Origin of the sequence: Bradyrhizobium sp. CCBAU 11357 (assembly GCF_028128865.1) — a bacterium.
In the GTDB taxonomy this organism is placed as follows: Bacteria; Pseudomonadota; Alphaproteobacteria; order Rhizobiales; family Xanthobacteraceae; genus Bradyrhizobium.
This window is the reverse complement of sequence record NZ_LBJW01000103.1, coordinates 48,637-73,863: the sequence shown is the minus strand read 5'-3', so window position 1 is coordinate 73,863 and position 25,227 is coordinate 48,637. Positions and strand designations below refer to the sequence as shown.

The 25,227-nt window shown below is 64.0% G+C and carries 27 protein-coding genes; 19 read left to right on the top strand and 8 right to left on the bottom strand.

What is annotated here, in order from left to right:
* The first annotated feature begins 4 nt into the window (after window positions 1–4).
* A complete protein-coding gene (locus XI05_RS21135) occupies window positions 5–406 on the top strand; it encodes a DoxX family protein (RefSeq protein WP_442869302.1) in 402 nt (133 codons plus the stop codon).
* A gap of 19 nt (window positions 407–425) precedes the next feature.
* On the opposite strand, the gene XI05_RS21130 is transcribed toward XI05_RS21135, so the two are convergent.
* Both XI05_RS21130 and XI05_RS21125 read right to left on the bottom strand, forming a co-directional pair.
* A complete protein-coding gene (locus XI05_RS21130) occupies window positions 426–1,688 on the bottom strand; it encodes an MFS transporter (protein WP_271505283.1) in 1,263 nt (420 codons plus the stop codon).
* A 125-nt stretch (window positions 1,689–1,813) separates the two neighbouring features.
* Complete coding sequence (locus tag XI05_RS21125) at window positions 1,814–2,656, bottom strand: uroporphyrinogen-III synthase (protein WP_271505282.1); 843 nt, start codon at window positions 2,654–2,656, stop codon at window positions 1,814–1,816.
* Window positions 2,657–2,798: 142 nt separating this feature from the next.
* Here XI05_RS21125 and purU point away from each other — a divergent pair, with 142 nt between their 5' ends.
* A complete protein-coding gene (gene purU, locus XI05_RS21120; protein ID WP_271505281.1) occupies window positions 2,799–3,662 on the top strand; it encodes a formyltetrahydrofolate deformylase in 864 nt (287 codons plus the stop codon).
* A 109-nt stretch (window positions 3,663–3,771) separates the two neighbouring features.
* Here the strand turns inward: purU and XI05_RS21115 are convergent, their stop codons facing one another.
* Entirely contained in the window at window positions 3,772–4,065 is a 294-nt protein-coding gene (locus tag XI05_RS21115; RefSeq protein ID WP_271505280.1) for a hypothetical protein, read from the bottom strand.
* 444 nt (window positions 4,066–4,509) lie between these two features.
* Here XI05_RS21115 and XI05_RS21110 point away from each other — a divergent pair, with 444 nt between their 5' ends.
* The 6 genes from XI05_RS21110 (at window position 4,510) to XI05_RS21085 (ending at window position 10,405) form a co-directional block, all read left to right on the top strand.
* Window positions 4,510–5,688, top strand: a complete 1,179-nt coding sequence (locus XI05_RS21110; RefSeq protein WP_271505279.1) for an ABC transporter substrate-binding protein — start codon at window positions 4,510–4,512, stop codon at window positions 5,686–5,688.
* A gap of 211 nt (window positions 5,689–5,899) precedes the next feature.
* A complete protein-coding gene (locus XI05_RS21105; protein WP_028137574.1) occupies window positions 5,900–6,769 on the top strand; it encodes a branched-chain amino acid ABC transporter permease in 870 nt (289 codons plus the stop codon).
* A gap of 8 nt (window positions 6,770–6,777) precedes the next feature.
* Window positions 6,778–7,806: a branched-chain amino acid ABC transporter permease gene (locus XI05_RS21100; protein ID WP_271505278.1), complete on the top strand. Its 1,029-nt coding sequence runs from the start codon at window positions 6,778–6,780 to the stop codon at window positions 7,804–7,806.
* Window positions 7,803–8,558, top strand: coding sequence for an ABC transporter ATP-binding protein (locus XI05_RS21095; protein ID WP_212260197.1), 756 nt, complete (start codon window positions 7,803–7,805; stop codon window positions 8,556–8,558). The genes XI05_RS21100 and XI05_RS21095 overlap by 4 nt, the downstream gene beginning before the upstream one ends.
* Window positions 8,551–9,267 carry an ABC transporter ATP-binding protein gene (locus XI05_RS21090; RefSeq protein ID WP_271505277.1) on the top strand — a complete coding sequence of 239 codons (717 nt, stop codon included), beginning with the start codon at window positions 8,551–8,553 and terminating at the stop codon, window positions 9,265–9,267. The genes XI05_RS21095 and XI05_RS21090 overlap by 8 nt, the downstream gene beginning before the upstream one ends.
* 19 nt (window positions 9,268–9,286) lie before the next feature.
* Window positions 9,287–10,405, top strand: coding sequence for a cobalamin-independent methionine synthase II family protein (locus XI05_RS21085; protein ID WP_260379977.1), 1,119 nt, complete (start codon window positions 9,287–9,289; stop codon window positions 10,403–10,405).
* A gap of 168 nt (window positions 10,406–10,573) precedes the next feature.
* Here the strand turns inward: XI05_RS21085 and XI05_RS21080 are convergent, their stop codons facing one another.
* Window positions 10,574–12,292, bottom strand: a complete 1,719-nt coding sequence (locus tag XI05_RS21080; protein ID WP_271505276.1) for a caspase family protein — start codon at window positions 12,290–12,292, stop codon at window positions 10,574–10,576.
* Window positions 12,293–12,457: 165 nt separating this feature from the next.
* Here XI05_RS21080 and XI05_RS21075 point away from each other — a divergent pair, with 165 nt between their 5' ends.
* From XI05_RS21075 to XI05_RS21045, 7 genes are all read left to right on the top strand, one after another.
* Window positions 12,458–13,813, top strand: a complete 1,356-nt coding sequence (locus tag XI05_RS21075; protein ID WP_057028724.1) for a hypothetical protein — start codon at window positions 12,458–12,460, stop codon at window positions 13,811–13,813.
* Between the two features lie 60 nt (window positions 13,814–13,873).
* Entirely contained in the window at window positions 13,874–15,070 is a 1,197-nt protein-coding gene (gene metK / locus XI05_RS21070; protein WP_057749239.1) for a methionine adenosyltransferase, read from the top strand.
* Window positions 15,071–15,193: 123 nt separating this feature from the next.
* Complete coding sequence (gene ahcY / locus XI05_RS21065) at window positions 15,194–16,615, top strand: adenosylhomocysteinase (protein WP_271505275.1); 1,422 nt, start codon at window positions 15,194–15,196, stop codon at window positions 16,613–16,615.
* 168 nt (window positions 16,616–16,783) lie between these two features.
* A complete protein-coding gene (locus XI05_RS21060; protein WP_271505274.1) occupies window positions 16,784–17,203 on the top strand; it encodes a nuclear transport factor 2 family protein in 420 nt (139 codons plus the stop codon).
* A 48-nt stretch (window positions 17,204–17,251) separates the two neighbouring features.
* A complete protein-coding gene (locus XI05_RS21055) occupies window positions 17,252–18,718 on the top strand; it encodes a flavin-containing monooxygenase (RefSeq protein WP_271505273.1) in 1,467 nt (488 codons plus the stop codon).
* A 142-nt stretch (window positions 18,719–18,860) separates the two neighbouring features.
* Window positions 18,861–19,523: a ParA family protein gene (locus XI05_RS21050; protein ID WP_271505272.1), complete on the top strand. Its 663-nt coding sequence runs from the start codon at window positions 18,861–18,863 to the stop codon at window positions 19,521–19,523.
* Window positions 19,492–20,121, top strand: a complete 630-nt coding sequence (locus XI05_RS21045) for a phasin family protein (protein ID WP_271505271.1) — start codon at window positions 19,492–19,494, stop codon at window positions 20,119–20,121. Before XI05_RS21050 ends, XI05_RS21045 begins: the two co-directional genes overlap by 32 nt.
* 44 nt (window positions 20,122–20,165) lie before the next feature.
* Here the strand turns inward: XI05_RS21045 and XI05_RS21040 are convergent, their stop codons facing one another.
* From XI05_RS21040 to XI05_RS21030, 3 genes are read right to left on the bottom strand one after another with little or no spacing between them, the layout of a single operon-like run.
* Window positions 20,166–20,399, bottom strand: a complete 234-nt coding sequence (locus tag XI05_RS21040; RefSeq protein ID WP_442869301.1) for a YbfB/YjiJ family MFS transporter — start codon at window positions 20,397–20,399, stop codon at window positions 20,166–20,168.
* 30 nt (window positions 20,400–20,429) lie between these two features.
* Window positions 20,430–20,666, bottom strand: a complete 237-nt coding sequence (locus XI05_RS21035; RefSeq protein WP_271505270.1) for a tautomerase family protein — start codon at window positions 20,664–20,666, stop codon at window positions 20,430–20,432.
* Window positions 20,667–20,682: 16 nt separating this feature from the next.
* Window positions 20,683–21,393 carry an SDR family NAD(P)-dependent oxidoreductase gene (locus XI05_RS21030; RefSeq protein WP_271505269.1) on the bottom strand — a complete coding sequence of 237 codons (711 nt, stop codon included), beginning with the start codon at window positions 21,391–21,393 and terminating at the stop codon, window positions 20,683–20,685.
* Between the two features lie 214 nt (window positions 21,394–21,607).
* Between XI05_RS21030 and XI05_RS21025 the strand changes: the two genes are divergently transcribed.
* The 4 genes from XI05_RS21025 to XI05_RS21010 all read left to right on the top strand — a co-directional run bounded on the left by XI05_RS21025 (window position 21,608) and on the right by XI05_RS21010 (window position 24,376).
* A complete protein-coding gene (locus XI05_RS21025; protein ID WP_271505268.1) occupies window positions 21,608–22,531 on the top strand; it encodes a LysR family transcriptional regulator in 924 nt (307 codons plus the stop codon).
* Window positions 22,532–22,677: 146 nt separating this feature from the next.
* Window positions 22,678–22,833, top strand: coding sequence for a hypothetical protein (locus XI05_RS21020; RefSeq protein WP_199198727.1), 156 nt, complete (start codon window positions 22,678–22,680; stop codon window positions 22,831–22,833).
* 141 nt (window positions 22,834–22,974) lie between these two features.
* Window positions 22,975–23,904 carry an aspartyl/asparaginyl beta-hydroxylase domain-containing protein gene (locus tag XI05_RS21015; RefSeq protein WP_271505267.1) on the top strand — a complete coding sequence of 310 codons (930 nt, stop codon included), beginning with the start codon at window positions 22,975–22,977 and terminating at the stop codon, window positions 23,902–23,904.
* A 13-nt stretch (window positions 23,905–23,917) separates the two neighbouring features.
* Window positions 23,918–24,376: a YybH family protein gene (locus XI05_RS21010; protein WP_271505266.1), complete on the top strand. Its 459-nt coding sequence runs from the start codon at window positions 23,918–23,920 to the stop codon at window positions 24,374–24,376.
* 133 nt (window positions 24,377–24,509) lie between these two features.
* Here the strand turns inward: XI05_RS21010 and XI05_RS21005 are convergent, their stop codons facing one another.
* Window positions 24,510–25,211, bottom strand: a complete 702-nt coding sequence (locus tag XI05_RS21005; RefSeq protein WP_271505265.1) for a fumarylacetoacetate hydrolase family protein — start codon at window positions 25,209–25,211, stop codon at window positions 24,510–24,512.
* Window positions 25,212–25,227: the final 16 nt, after the last annotated feature.

Sequence of the window (25,227 nt, the reverse complement as noted above, 5' to 3'; positions counted from 1 at the left end):
GACAATGTACAAGTCGAGACATGTGGCCGGCTGCGTCATGAGCGGGCTCGTGATTGCCTTCATGCTGTTTGATGCCGGGATGAAGCTCGTCCCGTTGGACGTCGTGATCAACGCGTCCGCCGAGCTCGGCTATCCTCCCTCGGCCGATCTGGCGCGCGCGCTGGGCGTGGTGGCGCTGGCCTGCACCGCGCTCTACGCCCTGCCGCGAACGGCCGTGCTCGGTGCGATCCTGCTGACCGCCTATATGGGCGGCACCGTGGCGGTTCACTTGCGGGCCGGCAACCCGCTCTTCAGCCATATGCTGTTCGGCGTCTATCTTGCCGTTTTTGCCTGGGGCGGTCTCTATTTGCGCGATTCGCGTGTGGCGGCCTTGCTTCCGCTGAGATCGCCGCCGGCGAAGGTCTGACGTCGTTGCGCAGACGCCGTCATCGCGCATTGGCCGGCGCGTGCACCGGCCAGAGGTCGGCGCGCCAGCGGAACGCGATCGCCAGCATCGCGACGAATCCTGCAACGGCATAGAGCGAGCCCGTCGCGGAATAGCCGATGACGTCGATCAGGCTGCCGGCCGCGAGCAGTCCGATCGGCAAGCCATAGATCACCATCATGCGCACGCCCATGACGCGGCCGCGCAGATGTGCGCTCGCGGTGCGCATCAGGATCACGGCAGCCGAGATCATCGACATGCTCTGGGCGATGCCGGCGAGAACGAGGCAGGCCATCGCCACCGGCATCGTCTTGACCTCGACGAACACCAGCAGCATCGCGTACCAGGCCAGCGTTGCGCCGATCAGAAGCCGGGCAATGCGCACGCCACCGACCAGGCTGAGCGTAATGGAGCCGATCAGCGAGCCGACGGCGAAGCTCGCCGAGAGATAACCGAGGCCGGTCTGGTCGGTATGAAAGATCTCGCGCGCGATGTAGGGCAACAATCCGCCCGTGAAGGGAAATGCGGTGAGATTGGCCAGGAAGGCGACGCACAGCGCCGCGCGCATTCCCGGGCCGTTCCAGGCATAGACGATCCCCTCTTTGAGGTCGCCAAACAGCCGCGAAACGGCGTGGCTGTTTGTGGGAAGATCGCTCGTCGTGACGGTCCTTTTCGGCCGGGTCAGGCAGAGCATGAGCAGCGCTGCGGTGAAATAAAGGCAGGCGACCGCCACATAGACAAGGCCGATACCGAGCACGGCGAACAGTCCGGCGCCCGTCAACGCTCCGGCAATGCGCGCGCTGTCCTGGGTTGTGCGCGCAACGCTGATGGCGCCCACCAGCTGCTCGGCCGGCATGATATCGGCGAGCAGCGCGCCGCGAACGCCGAGATCGGAGGGGCGAATGAGGCCCATGATCGTGACGATGATCATGACGCTCAGCGGCGACAGATGACCGCTCAGCGCCAGGACCATGATGGTCGACGAGAGCGCCGTATAGGCAAGACGCATCGCGACCAGGAGATCGCGATGGCCGATGCGGTCGCCGATCATGCCGAACACGGGCGCGACCAATGTTCCGACGAACTGGAGTGAAGCGAGCACGGTGAGCAGCAGCACCGAGCCGGTCTCGACGATGATGTACCAGCCGAGCACCAGCGTCTCGACCTCGAAGGCCCAGGAGGTGAGCAGGTCGGACGGCCACTGGAAGCGGTAGTTGCGGATGCGGAATGGCGCGAGCGCCGAAGGTCGTGCAGTGGCGCTCACGACGCGATGACGCGTGTCACGGCGATTCCCTTAACGTTTGTTGTTTCTTCTTGCGGTCGCGCAACCTAACGCTGGCGATGCCGGTGTCAATCGCAGCCGCCGCAGGCCGCCCCCGCGTTCGGCTCTTACCTCGCCGCGCTTGCCGCCTTCCTGTCAGCCAACGCACTTGCCATGGCCGAGATCAGGGGACGCATGAAATAGGCTTCGTCAGCCGGCGAGACGTCAGTGCGCAAGCCATGCGCTGCGAGCTCGCCGGAAACCGCCGGGCCGACCGATGCGATCAACGTGCGTTCGAGACCTGCGCGCAGCTTCGTCTCGCTGCCATGCGCCTTGGCAGCCTCGATCAGCCGGCGGACCTGGCCGAGATTGGTGAGGGCGATCGAGTCGATGCGCCCCTCTGCCATGTCGTCAATGGCGGCGACGATGCTGGCATCGGCGGCCTTGGAATCGTAGACGTAGGGCAGCACGATATCGACGGTGACACCTTGCGCGGCCAGCGCGCCGGTCAGCGCGCTGTGGTCCTTGTCGGGATAGAGCTGGAGACCGAGGCGCCGCCCCTTCAGGTCGAGCTTGACCAGCATCTCGATCACGCCTTCGGAGGTCGGCTTCTCAGTGGTCTGCTGCGCCTCGAGGCCGATCTCGCGCAATGCCTTGCCCGGCTTCGGGCCGCGGGTGAATTTTCGCGCTTGGGCGAGCACAGCGACAAGTGCGGCATCGAGCCCGCGGGCGCGGGCGAGCTTCATGATGCGGCGCAGGCCTTCGCCAGTCATCAGCACGAGATCGTCGAAGGGCTTGTCGATGGCACGGCGGATCCAGGCCTCGACTGGAGCCGGGTCCGGTGCATCGCGGATGGTAAACATCGGGCATTGCACGACCTCGGCGCCTTGCTCGGCCAGAAGCTTCGAGAACTGCGCCTCCTCGCGCGTTTCCAGGATCAGGATGCGGTAGCCGTTCAAGCGGTCGGCCATGGGGATGCTCCGGTGAGAATTCGCAATTGTCCGTTCATCCTGACTCCGCGCTTGGGATTGGCGCAAGGGCGGGGTCGGTGCTAGAGCAGGGCGCAAATCGCTGGATCGTTCCGCTGCACAAACCTTCATCAAGAGCCGAGCCTTGCCCGACCATCAATATGTTCTGACTCTGTCCTGCCCGGATCGCCCCGGCATCGTCTCGGCGGTGTCGACATTTCTTGCTCATAACGGACAGAACATCCTCGACGCCCAGCAGTTCGACGACGTCGAGACCAAGAATTTCTTCATGCGGGTGGTGTTCACCGCGGCCGATCTTGCGGTGGAGCTCGCAGCGCTCCAGACCGGCTTTGCCGCGATCGCCGAGCGTTTCGGCATGGAATGGCAGATGCGCGACCGGGCCGCGCATCGCAAGGTGATGCTGCTGGTCTCGAAGTCCGATCACTGCCTGGTCGACATCCTCTATCGCTGGCGCACGGGCGAATTGCCGATGGTTCCGACCGCGATCGTCTCCAACCATCCGCGCGAGGTTTATGCCGGGCTCGATTTCGGCGGCATCCCCTTCCACCACCTGCCCGTCACCAAGGAGACCAAACGCGAGCAGGAGGCGCAGATCATGGACCTCGTCGGCAAGACGAAGACCGATCTGGTGGTGCTCGCCCGCTACATGCAGATCCTGTCCGACGATCTCTCGGCAAAGCTGTCGGGGCGCTGCATCAACATCCACCACTCGTTCCTGCCGGGCTTCAAGGGCGCCAAACCCTATCACCAGGCGCATGAGCGCGGCGTCAAGCTGATCGGCGCCACCGCGCATTACGTCACGCGCGATCTCGACGAGGGACCGATCATCGACCAGGACGTCGAGCGCATCAGCCATCGCGACACGCCGGAAGATCTGGTCCGCAAAGGGCGCGACATCGAGCGCCGCGTGTTGGCGCGGGCCATTCGCTACCATCTCGACGACCGCGTCATCCTCAACGGCCGCAAGACCGTGGTGTTCGTGGACTAGTGCTGTCGTTCCGGGGCGCGCGAAGCGCGAACCCGGAACCTCGAGATTCTCAGGTGCGCAATTGCGTACCATAGTTCGCCTCTGCGAGAGCGCCCTGGAATGGTATTCCTTAGCGCACCGCGCCAGCCGGCGTCGTCCCCGTCGCGCCCTTCTGGGCCTGCTCTTCCTTCTCGCGATCGGCCGCGGGCATCAGCCGCTTGCGCTCGCGTTCCTTCATGTAGGCATCGTATTGCGGCGTGCCGGGTCGCGGCGGCGCATCGGCGGGCAGGCCGCCGGCCCATTGCGGGACGTAGTCGCCCATGCCGGCGGAGAGCTTTTCATTGACCGTCCCGCAGCCTGCAAGAATGGGAGCGAGCAGGGCAACTGCAGCGGCGATCGAAAGCGAACGGGAACTCATAGACATCTCTGGTCGTGCCCGATCGGGCGCGGATGGAGGAGACTGGATAGGCGTCAGCGGCGAACCATAGCTCTCAATATGTAAAATTGGCCTATTCGAGGGTGAGCGAAGCTGTATACAAGAAAGGTATTATAGTACGCGATTTTAGCGCTTGATGGGGTGGCTGCAGTTGGTACTGTATACATCGGGTATTTGTCGCTCGATACCCGCGCAGGGGCTTTTTCGTTGACAGGACCAGTTTATTTGTACAATCGTACAAATATCACCTCGCCGTCGTTGAGGCAGATCGTGCGGCTTGCGCCGAATGGTCGCCCAACGTCCGATTGACAACGGGGTTGCAGAGGACGCCATGTGGCCGCACGGCATGGCTTGTCCGTGAGTGAAGCGCGGCAAGGACCGGGCACTCGGTCCGGCGCACAAGAGGTGAGGAATGAAGGGGAGGGACATCTGATGTTCGAACGCAGGTTTTTTTCACGCACCGCAGCGGTCGTTGCCATCGCGGGACTTGCGGCCGTCGCGCCCGCCAAGGCGGAAGACGCGGTCAAGATCGGGCTGATCCTGCCGATGACCGGCGGTCAGGCCTCGACCGGCAAGCAGATCGAGAACGCGATCAAGCTCTACATGCAGCAGAAGGGCGACACCGTCGCCGGCAAGAAGGTCGAGATCATCCTCAAGGACGATGCGGCGATTCCGGACAAGACCAAGACCGCCGCGCAGGAGCTGATCGTCAACGACAAGGTCAACTTCATCGCCGGCTTCGGCGTGACGCCGGCAGCGCTCGCCGCAGCGCCGCTGGCAACGCAGGCCAAGATCCCGGAAGTCGTGATGGCTGCGGGTACCTCCATCATCACCGAGCGCTCGCCCTATATCGTGCGCACCAGCTTCACGCTGGCACAGTCCTCGACCATCATCGCCGACTGGGCTGTGAAGAACGGCATCAAGAAGGTGGCGACGCTGACCTCGGACTACGCACCGGGCAATGACGCGCTGAACTTCTTCAAGCAGAACTTCACCGCCGGCGGCGGCGAGGTGGTCGAAGAGGTCAAGGTCCCCCTGCAGAACCCCGACTTCGCCCCGTTCCTGCAGCGCATGAAGGATGCCAAGCCCGACGCCATCTTCGTGTTCGTGCCGGCAGGCCAGGGCGGCAATTTCATGAAGCAATATGCCGAGCGCGGCCTCGACAAGGCCGGCATCAAGGTGATCGGGCCGGGCGACGTCACCGACGACGATTTGCTCAACAACATGGGCGACGCCGTGCTCGGCACCGTCACTGCGCATCTCTATTCCGCGGCGCATCCGTCCGCGATGAACAAGGACTTCGTCGCCGCCTACAAGAAGGCCTTCGGCAATCGTCCCGGCTTCATGGCGGTGGGCGGCTACGACGGCATCCACCTGATCTACGAGGCGCTGAAGAAGACCGGTGGCGACACCAACGGCGACAAGTTGATCGAGGCGATGAAGGGCCAGAAGTGGGAGAGCCCGCGCGGTCCGATCTCGATCGACCCCGAGACCCGCGACATCGTTCAGAACATCTACATCCGCAAGGTCGAGAAGGTGGATGGCGAACTCTACAACGTTGAGTTCGCGACCTTCGAGGCCGTCAAGGATCTCGGCAAGACCAAGAAGTGACGCGCGAAAGCGCGTCATCCCGGGGGGCTCTCGGCGTGCTCGTCTTACCTCTCCCGCTTGCGGGAGAGGTCGGCGCGAAGCGCCGGGTGAGGGCTCTCTCCTCTGGGGGAGTCTTCATTGTTGAAGCACCCTCTCCCCAACCCTCTCCCGCAAGCGGGAGAGGGAGTGCAGCACGGCCCTTGGCCACACTTGAGATGACCCTCGACTGCTGATGACCGCAATCCTCACCAACCTGTTCGATGGCGTCGCCTACGGCATGCTGCTGTTCGTGCTCGCCTGCGGGCTCGCGGTCACGCTCGGCCTGATGAACTTCGTCAATCTCGCGCACGGCGCCTTCGCGATGGCGGGGGGGTATATCTGCATGGTGCTGGTCAACCGGATGGGCTGGCCGTTCTTCGCCGCCTTGCCGCTCGCTTTCGTCTCCTCGGCTGCAATCGGCATCGCGCTCGAACGCACGCTGTACCGTCATCTCTACACCCGCAGCCATCTCGACCAGGTGCTGTTCACGATCGGCCTGACCTTCATGTCGGTGGCGGCCGTCGATTACATCCAGGGCTCCTCGCGGGTCTTCATCAATCTGCCCGCCGCGCTGCAGGGCCAGTTCGACCTGTTCGGCGTCGGCATCGGCCGCTACCGGCTCATGATCATCGTGATCTGCGGCCTGCTGACCATCGCGCTTCAAATGGTGCTGGCCAAGACGCGCTTCGGCAGCCGCCTGCGCGCTGCGGTCGATGATCCCCGCGCCGCGAGCGGTCTCGGCATCAATGTGCCGCAGGTGTTCGCCTTCACCTTTGCCTTCGGTTGCGGGCTCGCCGGCCTCGGCGGCGCGCTCAGCGCCGAGATCCTCGGCCTCGATCCGTATTTCCCGCTGAAGTTCATGATCTACTTCCTGATCGTGGTCACCGTCGGCGGCTCGTCCTCGATAACAGGCCCGTTCCTGGCTTCGCTCCTGCTCGGCATCGGCGACGTCGCCGGCAAATATTACGTGCCGAAGATGGGACCCTTCGTGATCTACACCATGATGATCGTGATCCTGATCTGGCGGCCGAACGGCCTGTTCGGCCGCACGGCTGCGCGTTGAGTTTGCCGATGACCGCTTCTTCCGACGTCGGTTTTCATGCCCAGCGCCAGGCGCGCTGGCACTACGGCGAAGTCGCCTTCTGGCTGATCGTGCTGGCCTGCGGCTTTCTGTTTCCCACGCGCTATCTGATCATGACCGACATCCTGCGCCTCGCGCTGTTCACGATGTCGCTCGATCTGATCCTCGGCTATGCCGGCATCGTCTCGCTGGGCCATGCGGCGTTCTTCGGAGTCGGCGCCTATGCCGCGGGGCTGCTGGCGCTTCACGGCATCGTCAAGGAGCCCGTGCTGGCGCTGATCGTCGCCGGCCTTGCCGCCATGGTGCTCGGCTTCGCCACCAGCTTTCTGGTGATCCGCGGCGTCGACCTGACGCGCCTGATGGTGACGCTCGGCATCGCGCTGCTGCTGGAAGCGCTCGCCGAACGCTTCTCCAACATCACCGGCGGGACCGACGGCCTGCAGGGCATCGAGATGCAGCCGATCTTCGGCGAGATCCCGTTCGACATGTTCGGCAAGGCCGGCTTCTTCTATTCGCTAGCCGTGTTGTTCGTGCTGTTCCTATTCGCTCGCCGCGTCGTGCATTCCCCGTTCGGCCTGTCGCTGCGCGCCATCAAGAACAATCCCCTCCGTGCCGCCGCCATTGGCATTCCCGTCAACCGTCGCCTGATCGCGATCTATACGCTCGCCGCGTTCTATGCCGGCATTGCGGGGGCGCTGTTCACCCAGACGACCGCGATCGCCTCGCTCGACGTGTTCGCCTTCGAACGCTCCGCGGACCTGATGCTGGTGCTGGTCATCGGCGGCACCGGCTATCTCTACGGCGGGCTGATCGGCGCGGTGATCTTCCGCATGCTCCAGGAATTGTTCTCGACCATCACGCCGCAATATTGGCAGTTCTGGATCGGCCTCGTGCTGGTCGTGATCGTGCTGGTCGGCCGCCAGCGCCTGCATCGCTGGGTGCTGTATGTGCCGAACCTGATCATCAGGCAGATTGCGGGCCGCAAGGCGATCGTCGCCGTGCCGGAGAGCGATTCATGACCATCGCGCTCGAAACCCAAAATCTCGAAAAGCAGTTCGGCGGCCTGCGCGTCACCCGCGATCTGTCCCTGAAGGTCGAGCAGGGCGCCCGCCATGCGTTGATCGGCCCCAACGGTGCCGGCAAGACCACGGTCATCAACCAGCTCACCGGGGTACTGAAGCCGAACTCGGGCCGCATCCTGCTCGAAGGCCAGGACATCACCGATCTGCCCGTGCACAAGCGCGTGCTGCGCGGTCTGTCGCGCACCTTCCAGATCAACCAGCTCTACCCGGACCTGACCCCGCTCGAGACCATCGGGCTCGCCGTGTCCGAGCGTCTCGGCCATGGCGGCGACTGGTGGCGGCGGATGGGGACGCGCAGCGACGTCAATGGCGAAATCGCCGATCTGCTCTCCCGCTTCCACCTGCTCGACGTCATGAACGAAGAGACCGTGACGCTGCCCTACGGCAAGCAGCGCCTGCTCGAGATCGCGGTCGCCATCGCGGCCAAGCCGCGCGTGCTGCTGCTCGACGAGCCCGCCGCCGGCGTGCCCGAGAGCGAGCGCCACGATATTCTCGCCGTCGTCGGCAGCCTGCCCCGGGACGTCACCGTGCTCTTGATCGAGCACGACATGGACCTCGTGTTCTCCTTTGCTGATCGCATCTCGGTGCTGGTTTCGGGCGCGCTGCTGACCGAAGGCCCGCCCGAGCAGGTCGCGCGCGATCCGCAAGTGAAGGCCGTCTATCTCGGCGAGGAGGCGGTCAATGTCTGACCTGCTCGCGATCGATTCACTTCGCGCCGGCTACGGCGAGGCGGTGGTGCTGCCGAAGATGACGCTCCGCCTCGCCGAAGGACAGGTGCTGGCGCTGCTCGGGCGCAACGGCACCGGCAAGACCACGCTGATCAACTCCATCGTCGGCGTGACGCGCCGCTTCGCCGGCTCGATTGCACTTGCCGGCACCGACGTCACGGCAATGCGGCCCGACCAGCGGGCGCGCGCCGGCATCGGCTGGGTGCCGCAGGAGCGCAACATCTTCCGCTCGCTGACGGTGGAAGAGAACATGACCGCGGTGGCGCAGCCCGGTCCCTGGACGGTAGAGAAGGTCTACGAGATGTTCCCGCGGCTGAAGGAGCGGCGGAGCAATTTCGGCAACCAGCTCTCCGGCGGCGAGCAGCAGATGCTGGCGATCGGCCGTGCACTCACCCTCAATCCGAAAGTCCTGCTGCTGGACGAGCCGACCGAGGGCCTTGCACCCATCATCGTCGATGAACTCTTGAAGGCGATCGGGACCATCACCCGGTCTGGAGGTATTTGCTCGATCATCGTCGAGCAGAACGCCCAAAAGATTCTGGGGCTCGCCGACCGCGTTGTGATATTGGAGCGCGGAACGATCGTCCACGACGCTCCGAGCGCCGCGCTGAAGACCGACCCCTCTGTCCTGGAGCGCCATCTCGGCGTCGCCGGCGCGAGGGCCCACTAAGATGTCCAGGGAGTGACACATGCAGCGAACCAAAGCCCCCTTCCGTGCCGACGAGGTTGGCAGCCTCCTGCGTCCGCCCAAGATCAAGGAAGCCCGTAGCCGGCTGGAGAAGGGCGAGATCTCGGCCGACGACCTGCGCAAGATCGAGGACATGGAGATCGAGAAGGTCGTGCACAAGCAGGCCTCGATCGGGCTGAAGCTCGCGACCGACGGCGAATTCCGCCGCTCCTGGTGGCATTTCGACTTCCTGGCCAAGCTCACCGGCTGCGAGCTGTTTCACCCCGACACCGGCATCCAGTTCACGGGCGTGCAGACCCGTCACGATGCGGTCCGCGTCATCGGCAAGCTCGACTTTCCCGACAGTCACCCAATGCTGGACCACTTCCGTTTCCTGAAAAAGGTCGCCGATCAGGCCCACGTCACCGCCAAGATGACGATCCCTTCGCCGGCGGTGCTCCACTTCCGCGGCGGGCGCAAGTCGATCTCCAAGGACGTCTATCCCGATCTCGACGCCTTCTACGAAGATCTCGGCAAGACCTACCGCAAGGCGGTCAAGGCGTTCTATGACGCCGGCTGCCGCTATCTCCAGTTCGACGATACCGTCTGGGCCTATCTGTGCTCGCAGGACGAATTGCAGAAGGCGCGCGAGCGCGGCGATAACCCGGATGGCCTGCAGCAGATCTATGCCCGCATCATCAACTACGCGCTGGCGGAGAAGCCGGCCGACATGGTGGTGACGACGCATGTCTGCCGCGGCAATTTCCGCTCGACCTGGATTTCTTCGGGCGGCTACGAGCCTGTTGCCGAGACCATGCTCGCCGGCACCAATTACGACGGCTACTTCCTGGAATACGACAGCGATCGCGCCGGCGGCTTCGAGCCGCTGCGCTTCCTGCCCAAGGGCAACAAGGTCGTCGTGGTCGGCGTCATCACCTCGAAGTTCGGCGAGCTCGAGAAGAAGGATGACATCAAGCGCCGTCTGGAAGAAGCCGCCAAGTTCGCCCCGTTGGAGCAGCTCGCGCTGTCGCCGCAATGCGGCTTTGCCTCGACGGAGGAGGGCAACATCCTCTCCGAGGAGGAGCAGTGGGCCAAGCTCAGCCTCGCGGTCGAGATCGCGAAGGAAGTGTGGGGACAGTAAGTCTCCGCCGTCAAGGCTCGCGCGTGTCCCGGACGCGCTGCAACGCTCTTGCGTTGCTGCGCAGAGCCGGGACCCACCCTGCTACACCTGCCGCAGGGTGGGTGTGGGCCCCGGCTCTGCAGCGCACCGCTGAAGAACCGCTGCGCTACGTCCGTGGCACGATAGAATTCACTTCTCCGCCAGATAGACCTCACCCAGCAGCGACGAATTCGACCACGGCACCTGCTTGTTCTTCGTGGTCGAGACCACCTCGGCCCGCACCCGCGTGAGCATCTGCTGCACCTCCAGCCCGGGCGTGCCGATATGGCGCGACAGGGCGGCGGAGAACGGGGAGTTGGCGCCTTCGCCGTCGAGTGCCACCTGGCCCGGCGCGGTGGCGAATGCGATCAGCGTGCCGGCCCCCAATGTCGCGCCGGTGCCGAGACTCGTCGGCGCGGCGAGGCCCGAGGCGCCCTCGATGCCGCGATTGTTTCCGGCAGATGCGACCTGCTGCGCCATCGGGTTGTTGCGGCAGGCATCGAAGATCAGGATGTTGGTGCGGACCTGGTCGTCGAGGCCGGCCATGATCGTGTCCATGTCGATCATCGCTTCCGTCAGGCTCGCGCCCGGCTTGAGCGCGACGTCGACCGGAATGAGATAGTTGCGGCCGTCGACCTGCACGCCATGGCCGGCATAATAGACCAATGCCACCTGCGCCCGGGCAGCCGCGCGAAGAAAGTCGCGCGTCATCTTCTGCATCGCGGCGCGATCGAGATCGACGCCCTCCGACACGCTGAAGCCGATGTCACGCAGGCTCTTGGCGACCGCGCGCGCATCGTTGGGGGGATTGGGCAGCGCCTTGACATGGGTATAGGCGCCATTGCCGATCACCAAAGCCATGCGCGTGCCGCGGCCGGCCGGGGCCGGCGATGGTGTCGGTGCCGCGCCGGTCTGCTGCGGAGCAGGCAATGGCGACGGCTGCGTCGTCGGGGACGGCGCATCGCGCGGGATCGGCGCGGCCGGCTCCGTCAGCAGCGACAGGCGCACCTTCGCGGTGGCCTGGTTGGCCTTGCTGCCGGCGTCGGATGCCACGATCGCCAGCGTCGCCTTGTAGTCCTCGCCGGCACGGGCGTAGTCGCCCTTGGCTTCATAGGCCAGCGCGCGATGGATGTAGCCGGAGATCAGCACGCTGTTCGGCGGCGTCATGATGTTGACCGGAGGCTTCTCCTTGGCGAGCCGGATCGCCTCGCTGCCGTCGGCGATGGCGCGATCGAGATCGCCCTTGGCGCGCCAGATCGCGGTGCGGTTGATCAGTGGCTGCGGCAGCGAGGGATCGAGCCGGATCGCCTGGTTGATGTCGGCGAGCGCGCCGTCGAGATCTCCGAGCGCTTCCTTGGAGATGCCGCGGTTCTGGAACGAGAACGCCGATTTCGGATCGGCCTTGATCGCCATGTCGTAGTCGGCGATCGCCTTGGCATAATCGTGCTTGCCGCGCCAGGCGTTGCCCCGATTGTGGAAGATGGTGCCGCTGGGCGGGCCGAGCTTCAGCGCATCGTCGAAATCGCTGATTGCGATCTCGTACTCGCCCTTGTCGTAATAGGCCGATCCCCGCAGATTGTAGGCCGCCTGGCTCGGCTGCAGCCGGATCGCGTCCGTCGCATCGGCGATGACCTTGGCGTAATCGCCTTTCTTGTTCCAGCCAACCGCACGCCAGAAATAGACGGTGGCGAGTTGCTCGCCCTTGAAGACCTTCAGCGCGATGATCTTGGTGCAGGCGTCGACCATCTTGTCCGCCGGCGTGGTCTCGGTGGTGCAGAGCGGGCCGAGCTGGTTGCGCGGTTGGGCCACCGCCGGCACGGACCAGTGCGCGAGGATGAGCAGGCTGAGCGTGACGAGGAGGCGGCGCATGGTGGTGGTCTCATGCGAGAGGAGAAGCGCTTGTTTGTTGCCCGGCGAGGTGCAGGGGTTCACCGCACCCCGGTGAGCATCGGGCTCTCGCATCCGCTATTCCCTGGGTGGGCAGAATTTGCTAGGAGATTGGTCCCAACCTTCCTGCCCACTGACATCCCACTCATGAAGAACGACGAAATCCTGAGCCAGATCACCGACTTCTGCCGCAAGGCGGACATGGCGGAATCGACGTTCGGCCGGCGCGCGGTGAACGATGGGAAGCTGGTGCATCGCCTGCGCGAGGGAAAGCGCATCACCATCGACACGCTGGAGCGGATCCAGGCCTACATGGCCGCATCGATGGCCGGCGGCGTGCCGCCGCCGCGGGGACTTCAGGTGCCCCCCGAGAAGCGCGATCCGCGCGGCAATTTCCGCTTCTTCGAGAACCGCCAGAAATACCTGCTGTTCGTCCACACCTGCAGCGAAAAGCGGGTGATCGCGGATCGCGTCGCGCTGGAGCTCGCCTCCATCCATCCGCGCCCGCCGGCGCTTCGCCTGTTCGATGCCGGCGTCGGCGACGGCACGGTGCTGGCGCGGGTGCTGCGCGCAACGCACCAGCGCTTTCCGCACATGCCGTTCTACGTCGCCGGCAAGGAGCTCAGCCTGGAGGATTTGCGGCTGACGCTGGAGAAGGTGCCGGACCGCATTTTCGAGCATCCGGCATCGGTGTTCGTGTTCACCAACATGTTTTACGCGGAGGCGCCCTGGCTGACGCCGGCTTCGCCTGCTGCGGCGGCTGCCACCGTCTGGCACGAAGTGCCGCTCCGCGGCGCTTCGTCGGGCGAGTTCGAGCAGCAGATCGCGGAGCTGAGGCCTTTTCTGGAGCAGAACTGGCGCGCTGCGATCAGCCCACGCACGGCCATGCCGCTCTACGAGCGGCCGGTCGTCCTCGTGCTCTATCGCGAGGACCACCGGTTCCTGCTCGATTCGACCATTCCGCGGCCGGGCCAGACTGAGGCCAATTTCGACCTCGTCATCGCATCCCAGCCCTACCGGGCCCTGTCATCGGTCAATTTCCGGGCCAAGCGGATCATTGCACCGCTGGCGCGGGCGCTTCGGCCGGGCGGCAGGCTGATCGGAATCCACTCCCATGGGCAGGATCCGGGCATGGAAATGATCCAGGCGATCTGGCCTGGAGAAAATCCTTTCTCGGTCAGCCGTCATGAGCTACTGCGTGCAGTTAAGTATGAACTTGGATCGGTGGGCCGCGACTTAAATTTTAATGCATACGCGGATAACCGTTCGATCTTCAGGTATGATATGGAAGCGCTGCCCAACGAGGTCACGGGCACCATCGGGACCTCGACGGCCTTTGCAGCGTGGAATGCGGCGGTGTATGTCGCTCAGATTGAGGACGACCGATTGACAGAAATGACTCAAAACGGCCGCACTCTGGATGCCGCCAGGGACGTGCTGCGAAAGTACAATGGGCTCTGGTTTCTCGACGAATCCTACGTCATCTCGCGTCGGCGTGATTGACATCACCAAAAGTAAACATCGCAAACGCCCGCCGGCTAGCGGCGGAACAAGGGGTTACTGATGCGCGCGTCCTATCTCTTCACCAGCGAGTCCGTGTCCGAGGGCCATCCGGACAAGGTCTGTGACCGGATCTCCGATGAGATCGTCGACCTGTTCTACCGTGAAGGGCCGAAGGCGGGCATCGACCCCTGGCAGATCCGCGCTGCCTGCGAGACGCTCGCGACCACCAACAAGGTGGTGATCGCCGGTGAGACCCGCGGCCCGAAGTCGGTGACCAACGAGCAGATCGAGAGCGTCGTGCGCGGCGCGATCAAGGACATCGGCTACGAGCAGGAAGGCTTCCACTGGAAGACCTGCGACATCGAGATCCTCCTGCATCCGCAGTCGGCCGACATCGCGCAGGGCGTCGACGCGCTGCAGCCGGGCGAGGTCAAGGAAGAAGGCGCGGGCGACCAGGGCATCATGTTCGGCTACGCCACCAACGAGACGCCCGATCTGATGCCGGCGCCGATCTTCTACGCCCACAAGATCCTGCGCCTGATCTCCGAAGCCCGCCATTCCGGCAAGGAGAAGGTGCTGGGTCCTGACTCCAAGAGCCAGGTCACCGTGCAGTACGAGAACGGCAAGCCGGTCGGCGTGCGCGAGATCGTGGTCTCGCACCAGCATCTGGTTCCCGACCTCACCTCGAACCAGGTCCGCGAAATCGTCGAGCCCTATGTGCGCGAGGCGCTGCCGAAGGACTGGATCACCCCGAAGACGATCTGGCACATCAACCCGACCGGCAAGTTCTACATCGGCGGTCCCGACGGCGATTCCGGACTGACCGGCCGCAAGATCATCGTCGACACCTATGGCGGCGCGGCCCCGCATGGCGGCGGCGCGTTCTCCGGCAAGGATCCGACCAAGGTCGACCGCTCCGCGGCCTATGCCGCGCGCTACGTCGCCAAGAACATCGTTGCCGCCGGTCTTGCCGACCGCTGCACGCTGCAGCTTGCCTACGCCATCGGCGTGGCGCGCCCGCTGTCGATCTACATCGACACCCACGGCACCGGTAAGGTGTCGGAGGACCAGCTCGAGAAGGCCGCCGCCAAGGCCATGGACCTCACCCCGCGCGGCATCCGCAGCCATCTCGACCTCAACCGCCCGATCTACGCGCGCACCTCGGCCTACGGCCATTTCGGCCGCACGCCCGACAACGAGGGCGGCTTCTCCTGGGAGAAGACCGACCTCGTCGAGCAGCTCAAGCGCGCGCTCTAGTCCTTGCGTCATTCCGGGGGCGCCGCGACAGCGGCGATCCCGGAATCTCGAACCTTACGGATTCCGGGGTCGCTCGTTTGACGAGCGCCTCGGAATGACGAGCCAAACAAACAGGAACCTCTCATGAACGCGAAGCCCGGCTTCACCGATTACATCGTCAAGGACATTTCGCTCGCCGAGTTCGGCCGCAAGGAGCTCTCGCTGGCCGAGACCGAGATGCCCGGCCTGATGGCCACCCGCGAGGAGTACGGCCCGAAGCAGCCGCTGAAGGGCGCGCGCATCGCCGGCTCGCTGCACATGACGATCCAGACCGGCGTGCTGATCGAGACGCTCGCCGCGCTCGGCGCCGACATCCGCTGGGTCTCCTGCAACATCTATTCGACGCAGGATCATGCTGCCGCTGCGATCGCCGCCGCCGGCATTCCCGTCTTCGCCGTCAAGGGTGAGACGCTGAAGGATTACTGGGACTACACCGCAAAGCTGTTCGACTGGCACGGCGGCGGTCACCCGAACATGATCCTCGACGACGGCGGCGACGCCACCATGTATGTCCATCTCGGTCTGCGCGCCGAGAATGGCGACACCGCCTTCCTCGACAAGCCCGGCTCCGAGGAAGAGGAAGTCTTCTTCGCGCTTCTGAAGAAGCAGCTCAAGGAAAAGCCGAAGGGCTACTTCGCCGGGATCGCCAACAGCATCAAGGGCGTGTCCGAGGAGACCACGACGGGCGTGCATCGCCTCTACGACATGCAGAAGGCGGGCACGCTGCTGTGGCCGGCCATCAACGTCAATGACAGCGTCACCAAGTCGAAGTTCGACAACCTCTATGGCTGCCGTGAATCGCTGGTCGACGGCATCCGCCGCGGCACCGACGTGATGCTGTCGGGCAAGGTCGCGATGGTCGCCGGCTTCGGCGACGTCGGCAAGGGCTCGGCCGCCTCGCTGCGCCAGGCAGGCTGCCGCGTCATGGTGTCGGAAGTCGATCCGATCTGCGCGCTGCAGGCCGCGATGGAAGGCTACGAGGTCGTGACCATGGAAGACGCCGCGCCGCGCGCCGACATCTTCGTCACCGCCACCGGCAACAAGGACATCATCACGATCGAGCACATGCGCGCGATGAAGGATCGCGCCATCGTCTGCAACATCGGCCACTTCGACAACGAGATCCAGATCGCGTCGCTGCGTAACCTGAAGTGGACCAACATCAAGCCGCAGGTCGACGAGATCGAGTTCCCCGACAAGCACCGCATCATCCTGCTGTCGGAGGGCCGCCTCGTGAACCTGGGCAATGCGATGGGCCATCCGTCCTTCGTGATGTCGGCGTCCTTTACCAACCAGACGCTGGCGCAGATCGAGCTGTTCGCCAACAACAAGGACGGCAAGTACAAGAAGGAAGTCTACGTGCTGCCGAAAACCCTCGACGAGAAGGTCGCCCGCCTGCACCTCGCCAAGATCGGCGTCAAGCTCACCGAGCTGCGCAAGGACCAGGCCGACTATATCGGCGTGAAGCAGGAAGGTCCGTACAAGTCGGACCATTACCGGTACTGAGATCGCACGCATTTGCGATACAAGGCCCCGGAGCAATCCGGGGCCTTTTTTATTATCCAACTGTCTGATACCTTTCAGGTAGAGCCAAAACAAGCCTGCCACTTTTGCAGCGGGCGGCCATTTCCGTACGCGTATTGTCAGATACCGAAAGCATTATGGAGGAATGCGATGTCCAATGAAGCCGCGAATGTCGACATCCTGAAAGAGGCGTATCGGCTCTGGCATGAAAGTCGTGGGGGCAGCGTCGATCACTGGTTCGACGCCGTCGTCGCCCCGAACGTCAATTTTGCATCGGTGTCGCGGGGTGTCGCGCCGCTCGATTTCGCCAAGCAGTATCGCGACAGCAAGGAATTGCGCGAATACTTCGACCGGCTGCTTTCCGAGTGGACCATGCAGCACTACACGATCGACGAGTATATCGCGCAAGGAGACGCAGTCGTCGCACGCGGCTCGACGGCCTGGATCAACAAGAAGACGGGCAAGACCGCCGAGACGCCGAAGATCGATTACTGGCGGTTCAAGGACGGCAAAGCCGTTGAGTTCTACGAGTATTTCGATACGGCGTGTGTGGTCGCTGCAGCGACCTGACGGTTGCAATTTGGCGTGGCGCTGCCATCCTGTGACAGGAGAAACGCCATGGCCGAAACCAAAGAACATTTCGACGTCCTGATCGTCGGTGCCGGCCTGTCCGGCGTCGGTGCCGGCTATCATCTTCAGACCAAGTGCGCCACCAAGAGCTACGTCATCCTCGAGGGACGCGACTGCATCGGCGGCACCTGGGACCTGTTTCGCTATCCCGGCATCCGCTCGGACAGCGACATGTTCACGCTCGGCTATTCGTTCAAGCCGTGGACCGATCCGAAGGCGATCGCCGACGGGCCCCAGATCCTGAACTATGTGCGCGAGACTGCCAGCGAGAACGGCATCGACAAGCACATCCGCTTCCACCACCGCGTCAAGCGTGCGGCGTGGTCGACGCCGGATGCGCGCTGGGCCGTCGAGGCCGAGCGCATCACGGGCGAGGGCACGGCCGAGCTGGTGTGCTTCACCTGCAATTTCCTGTTTCTGTGCTCGGGCTATTACAAATACGAGGCGGGCTACACACCGGAGTTCAAGGGCGCCGCTGCTTTCGCCGGCCGCATCGTGCATCCGCAGAAATGGACCGAGGACATCGACTACGCGGGCAAGCGTGTCGTCGTGATCGGCTCGGGCGCGACAGCGGTGACGCTGGTGCCGGAGCTCGCCAAGAAGGCGGCGCAGGTCACCATGCTGCAGCGTTCGCCGACCTATGTGGTGTCGCGCCCGGCGCAGGATCCCCTCGCCAACAAGCTGCGCCGCAATCTGCCGGCGCAGCTTGCCTATCACCTGATCCGCTGGCGCAACGTGATGTGGGGGATGTTCTTCTTCCAGCTCAGCCGGCGCCGGCCGGCGAAGGTGAAGGACCTCATCCTCAAAGGCGTGCAGATGGCGCTCGGCCCGGACTACGACGTCGCGACCCATTTCACGCCGCGCTACAATCCCTGGGACCAGCGGCTGTGCCTGGTGCCCGACGGCGACCTCTTCAAGGCGATCCGCGAGCAGCGCGCCAGCGTCGTCACCAGCGAGATCGACACCTTCACGCATGAGGGCATCCGCCTCAAGGACGGCCGCGAGCTCGCCGCCGACATCATTGTGACGGCGACCGGGCTTGTGCTCCAGGTCGTCGGCGGCCTCGAGGTCAGCGTCGACGGCCGCTCCGTCGATTTTGCCAACACGCTGACCTACAAGGGCATGATGTATGCCGATGTGCCGAACATGGCCTCCGCCTTCGGCTACACCAACGCGTCCTGGACGCTGAAATGCGACCTCACCTGCGAATATGTCTGCCGCCTCATCAACTACATGGACCGGCACAATTTCCGCCAGTGCATGCCGCACAATGACGATTTCACCATCACCGCGCAGCCTTCGCTCGATTTCACCTCCGGCTACGTGCAGCGCTCGATCGCCAAAATGCCGAAGCAGGGCTCGAAGCGGCCGTGGCGTCTCCACCAGAACTACGCGCTCGACATCGTCTCCTTGCGCTTCGGCCGGATCGACGACGGCGTGATGCAGTATTCCTGAACTTGCTAAGTAGGATACCGGGATTGCATCGCGTTCGCTTGAGACGAATCGCGACTTGCGGTAGTAATTTTGCGCTGCAAGAAGTTTATTTCCGACAACGTCTGAGTTCCGCGTCGTTGCCGTCTTAAGGGGAGCGCGGGACATGCACGTCCTTGCCCTGGTCACGCAAAAAGGCGGAAGCGGCAAGAGTACGCTGTCCGTTGGACTGGCGGTGGCAGCAACGCAGCGCGCTGAGCGCGTCGCTCTCATTGAGGCGGACGCGCAAGGTACGATCTCGAAATGGAAAGAGCGCCGCGATCATCCCTCTCCCCGCGTCGAGCGCGTTACGGATCCTGCCGAGATCGATCCGTTGATCACGCGCCTGAAGGCCGAAGGCGTCTGGCTTGCCATCATCGACACAGCTGCCACGACCAACAGCCTGGCGCTGCGCGTCATCGCCTGCGCGGATCTCTGTCTCATCCCGGCGCGCCCGAGCCCGGCCGATATCGAAGCCGCAATTCCTACACTGATCGCCATTCGCAGGCTCAACCGCCGATTTGCCTTCATCCTCAATCAGACGCCGACGCGGGGGTGCCGGCTGAGCGAAGCTGCCACATCGCTAAGCTCGCTCGGCGTGCTTGCGCTCCCGTTTATTGCGCAGCGTAACGATCACCAGGATGCGCTCGGAGCAGGGTTGGGCGTGACGGAGTTCGCACCGGCGGGCAAAGCTTCGGACGAAATTTTAAGTTTGTGGGGTTGGATCGCGGCGCACTTGGCCGAGGAGTCGGACGATTATGGGAAACGCGCGCTCAAAGCTGCCTGCTGACGTTGGACGCACCGGGCGTCGCTCGCTGCTGGAACTGGCGGCGGAAGTGAGCCGTGCGGTCGACGAGGGCTTGGCCATGCCGCCGGGCCCAGTCGCCGTCTTCCCCCAGGAAGCGCCGCAGATCGCGCAAGAAGCGCCTGCTCCGATGACTGTTCCGGCACAAGAGGCGGCCAGCGTCATCGTTGCAAGACCTGAACCTCCGAGCAGTACCACCACTGATCTCATCGTGGACATGGCCAAGGAGTATCAAGCCCGCGCTTTGGACGGCATGAGCGCTACGCTCAACTACGCCAACGACCTCGCAAAGTCACGGCTGGCCAGTGTGAGTTCAGAGGCCAATGGAACCGTCGTCGCGGAAAGCGATCTCATCGACGCGATTGGAACGGCAGCCGAGTGTCGCACCGTCGTGCTCGAACTGATGAAGATCAATGCGGGCGCGACCTTGGAGTATGCGCGGGAGCTAGGCCGTGCAAAAACGCTGGCGGAGTTGGTTGAGCTGTCGGGCACCCATGCGCGAAAGCAATGTGAGTTGGTCCTGAAGCAAGCCGAGTTGCTGAGGTCGCTTGCTCAAAGCATGACAAAGCCCAGTGCCAGGTGATGCCGGTCGCCTGCCATCATCGCGCTCAGGATCTGCGAGGACGATCAGGGCGCGGCCGAGATCGATTGCCAGTGCCAGCACCGCCGCGCCGCCGACGTGAACCATTTCGCCGCGATCAGGTCGGGGCACAGCGGCGTGTAGGAAAAGCGGGCAAGGCCGAGTCCGACCAGCGATGCGGACAAGCCCGCCACCGCATATCGCCAGGTTGCCTGCGACGTTGATCCCGGCTGCGGATGCAGCCGGGTCTCCAGATGTTGCTTGGTACTTGCGTTGGTCATGTCATCCTCCAGCGCGCAACGGCGCTCGGATCATCCTGTCTGGTTGGCGCGGCGGCGCCGGAATTCCTGCACGGGCAGGCCGCCCCAGCCCCAATTGTCGGTGTCGACTTCCTCGATCACGACGAAGGTGGACTCGAGCGGCTTGCCGAGCACGTGGCGCAGCAACTCGCTCGAGCCCTTGATCAGTGCGGCCTTCTCCTCCGCCGTGAGCGACGCCGAACCCGGCGTCGTTCCCTCGCGGGTCACTTGAATGGTGACGATGGGCATTGTCGTTCTCCTCCTCTCAGTGGCCGGCACTCTGGCCGCCGTCGACATGCAGGATCTCGCCGGTGACAAAGGAAGCGCCCTCGAGATAGAGCACGGCATCGACGATGTCGGGCATCTCGCCCATACGGCCGACCGGGTGCAGTGCGCCGAGCTGGGCATGCGTCGCGACCGGATGCATCGGCGACTTGATGATGCCGGGCGACACCGCGTTCACGCGAATGCCGCGCCTGGCGTATTCGATCGCGAGCGACTTGGTCGCGGCGTTCAGCCCGCCCTTGCTCAGCGAGGCCAGCACCGACGGCACGTTCGAATTGGCCTGATCGACCAGTGTGGTCGTGATCTGGACGACATGGCCGGACGCTTGCTTCTCCATCTCGGCGATGGCGAGCTGGGTGATGTGGAAGAAGCCGGCGACGTTGGTGCCCATCACGGCCGCATAGTCTTCGGCCGTGTACTGCGTGAACGGCTTCGCGACGAAGATGCCGGCATTATTGACCAGCGTGTCGACGCGGCCGAAGCGGGCGACGGCCTGCGAGACCACGCGCTCGGCGGTGGCTCGGTCGGCGATGTCGCCGGCAATGGCGAGGACGTCTTCGTCGCTCGACGGTTTGACGGAGCGCGCCGTTGCGACGACGCGGTAGTTGCGATCGCGAAAACCCTGAACCAGGGCGGCGCCGATACCCTGCGATGCACCGGTGATGATGGCGACCTTCTGCTCGATACCCATGACGGACTCCTGTTGTGGGCTTGAAAACCTGCGCCAGCAGCGGCTGGCCTGGGGGCGTTGAGGTACGCTGCGGCGGCATACTTGCGAATATCCGCTGCCCGGCAGACACTCTTTCGCAGCGCGAACGAATGCCGGATCGATCCTTGCGGAGGTTGTCGCAGCCGACGCAAACGCCTAGCTTTCAGCCGAAATCTCAGGGGGCTGCGGCGAGCGCATGGATCGTCTGGACGCGATGAAGGTGTTCGTCCTTGCGGTGGACGAGGGAAGCCTCGCTGCCGCAGGACGCAAGCTCGGCCGCTCGCCGGCAGCCGTCAGCCGTGCCATCGCCTTTCTGGAAGAGCGGGTCGGCGCCGAGCTGCTGCACCGAACGACACGCTCGATCAAGCTGAGTGAGGAGGGCGAGCGCTATGTCGCGATCTGCCGCCGCGTGCTCACCGAGCTGGAGGAAGCCGAGGACATCGCGGCCGGACCGCGCACGGCACCGCGTGGTCTGCTCACGATCACCGCTCCGGTGGTCTCGGGAGAGATGGTGCTGCGGCCGATCCTCGACGCATTCCTCGACGCCTATCCGACCGTGTCGGCAAAACTCCTGTTGTTCGACCGTGCGGTCAATCTGATCGAGGAAGGCGTCGATATCGCGCTTCGCATCGGTCCGCTGGCGGACTCGGCGATGGTGGCGATGCGGGTCGGCGGGATCAGCCGCGTCGTGGTGGCCGCTCCCCGTTACCTGAAACAGCATCCGCGCATCACTGAGCTGGGTGATCTCGCCAAGCACCAGATCGTCGCGATGGCGCATCTGCCGAATTCCTGGACTTTTGCGCCGCAGGCGGGCTCGTCGGCGCCGCGCACCGTGCAGTTCACTCCGCGGCTCGTCGTCAACAGCACCTATGCGGCAGTGGCCTCCGCTGTGGCCGGGCGCGGCGTGGCGCGGATGTATTCGTACCAGGTGGCCGAGCAGGTCGCGCGCGGCGAGCTCGAGATCCTGCTTGCCGGCGACAAGGATCCGGAGATGCCTGCGCATCTGATCTGTCCGCAGGGCCGGCTTTCGGTGCCCAAGGTGCGCGCCTTCACCGACTTCGCCGTGCCCCGGCTGAAGAAGCAGTTCGCGCTGCTGAAGCAGAGCATCAAGGCGCGCTGAGCCGCTTCACGCCTGCGCAATGCGTTGTTTTGCGTATACGGCGGGGCGGCTGAATCGGCGACGCTTCCACAACGGTTAACGCCGATTTAACGGATGAGTCCTAGCCTGTCTCGGCCGGGGTTACTCGCAAGGCCGAGGTGAGCCCAATGGAAGCCCAGAGAATAGCGGTCGACGCCGTCGTCGCGCTGACCGATTGCGACCGCGACGCCGTCATCGCCTTCATCCGCCGGCTTTACCTCGCCGGCGTCACCGACCCCAAGCGCCTGACCTTCAAGGGCCTGCAGGCGCTGTCGCGGGTCTGATTCGGCTCGTTTCGGCCAGTTTGACCCAAGTTCCGTCCCCTTGCTCTCTCCGGCGTGATTGCAACCCACCGGCGAATATCTTGCCGCTTGGGCCTCCTCGGGCTACACGACACCCCGGCTGGATCACTTGGGATTGGGGAAATGCTGAAACAGCTTTTTGCGCCGCAGCTCGTCATTTTGTATGTGCTTGCCGCCTCGACGATTTACGTTCACTTCCGCGGCAAGCAGCGGCTGCGGTTCGCGCGCCAGCTCGGCGACCACTCGACCTATCTCGCGCCCTACAACGTGCTGATGTACGCCGGCTCGGCAGTGCCGAACAGGCCGGTGATCTCGGTCGATCAGTTTCCGGAGCTGAAGCCGCTCAGCGAGAACTGGGAGACCATCCGCGACGAGGCCGTGCGCCTGTTCGATGAAGGCTTCATCCGCGCGGCAGCGAAGAACAACGATTGGGGCTTCTACTCGTTCTTCAAGAGCGGCTGGAAGCGGTTTTACCTGAAATGGTACGACGACTTCCTGCCGTCGGCCAACACGCTGTGCCCGAAGACGGTGGAGCTGCTCAAGTCGATCCCGAGCGTGCACGGCGCGATGTTCGCGATGCTGCCGCCGGGTGGCAAACTGGGCGCGCATCGTGATCCCTTCGCGGGCTCGCTGCGCTATCACCTCGGCCTCGTCACGCCGAACTCGAACAAGTGCCGGATCCTCGTCGACGGCGTCGAATGCGTCTGGCGCGACGGCGAAGCCTTCATGTTCGACGAGACCTTCATCCACAGCGCCGAGAATGCGACCGACGTCAACCGCATCATCCTGTTCTGCGACGTCGAGCGCCCGATGAAGTACGGCTTCATGACCGCGATCAACCGCTGGGTCAGCCATCACATCGTCAAGGCGTCGGCGACCCAGAACGTCGACGGCGAGAATGTCGGCGTGCTCAACAAGGTGTTCGGCAAGCTCTACGAGATCCACCTCGCCAGCCGCAAGGTGAAGGAGTGGAACCGCAACGTCTACTATACGCTGAAATACTCGCTGACGGCGCTGGTCCTGGGCCTCATCGTGATGTCGGCGATCAGGTGATCGGCGCGTCGCGATGAGTTCCTTGCCGACCGCGAACGCAGAGATCACGCAACTCTTCCGCGAGTGGCTGGAGACCTTCGCGGGCTATGTCCGCGAGGTCGACTATGCCTCGGCGCGGCCGCTCTTCCATCCCGACGTGCTCGCCTTCGGTACCCACAACGACGTCATCCCCGGCCTCGATCAATGGGTCAAGACGCAATGGGACAACGTCTGGCCAAAGACGGCCGACTTCCGCTTCGTCCTCGATCAGATTTCCGTTCTGGCGTCACCGGACGGCATGATGGCAACCGTGATCGCGCCGTGGACGAGCACGGGCTACCATCCCGATGGCAGCACCTTTGCGCGGCCGGGCCGCGCGACGATGGTGTTTTCGAGAAATGGCAATGGCTGGCTGTGCGTGCATTCGCACATGTCGCTCAATCGCGGTGTGCCGCAGGCAAGCCATGCCAATCGGCCGGTCAAGGCCTGGTAGCGCGCGTAGCCCGTAGGGTGGATCAGCGAAGCGTAATCCATCAATAGGCGCGAGCAACAATTGACGTTCTTTGTTGTCGTGCGTCTGTAGTGGTGGATTACGCTTTCGCTAATCCACCCTACAATATCGAGCCCTATTCCGGCTGGCCGATGCTCACCTTCAGCGTGCCGACGCCGTCGACACCGCATTCGAGCTTGTCGCCGGGCTGGAGCTGCGACACGCCGGCGGGCGTGCCGGTCATGATGATGTCGCCGGCGGCGAGCTTCACCTGCTGGGAGAGCTGCCAGATGATCTCGGGCACGTTCCAGATCAGCTCGGTGAGGTCGCCCTTCTGCGCTTCCTTGCCGTTGACCGTCAGCCAGATCTTGCCCTTGGAGGGATGGCCGATCTTCGAGGCCGGCTGCAGCGCGGAGCAGGGCGCCGAATAGTCGAACGACTTGCCGATCTCCCACGGGCGCTCCTTCTTGCGCGAGGCGATCTGGAGGTCGCGGCGAGTGAGGTCGATGCCGACGGCGTAGCCGTAGACGTGGTCCAGTGCCTTGTCGGCGGCAATGTTCAGCCCACCGCTCTTCATCGCGACGATCAGCTCGACCTCGTGATGCAGATCCTTGGTCAGCGGCGGATAGGGAATGGTGGCGCCGTCCGGCACCAGCATGTCGGCGTGCTTGGCGAAGAAGAACGGCGGGGCGCGCTCGTCATTGCCCATCTCGCGGATGTGCTCGAGATAGTTGCGGCCGACGCACCAGATGCGGCGAACCGGATAACGGCCGCTCTCGCCGACGACGGGAAGCGAAGCCTGGGGCGGAAGCGGGATGACGTAGGAGGCGGCGTTCATGGAGCGGTCTCGCTGG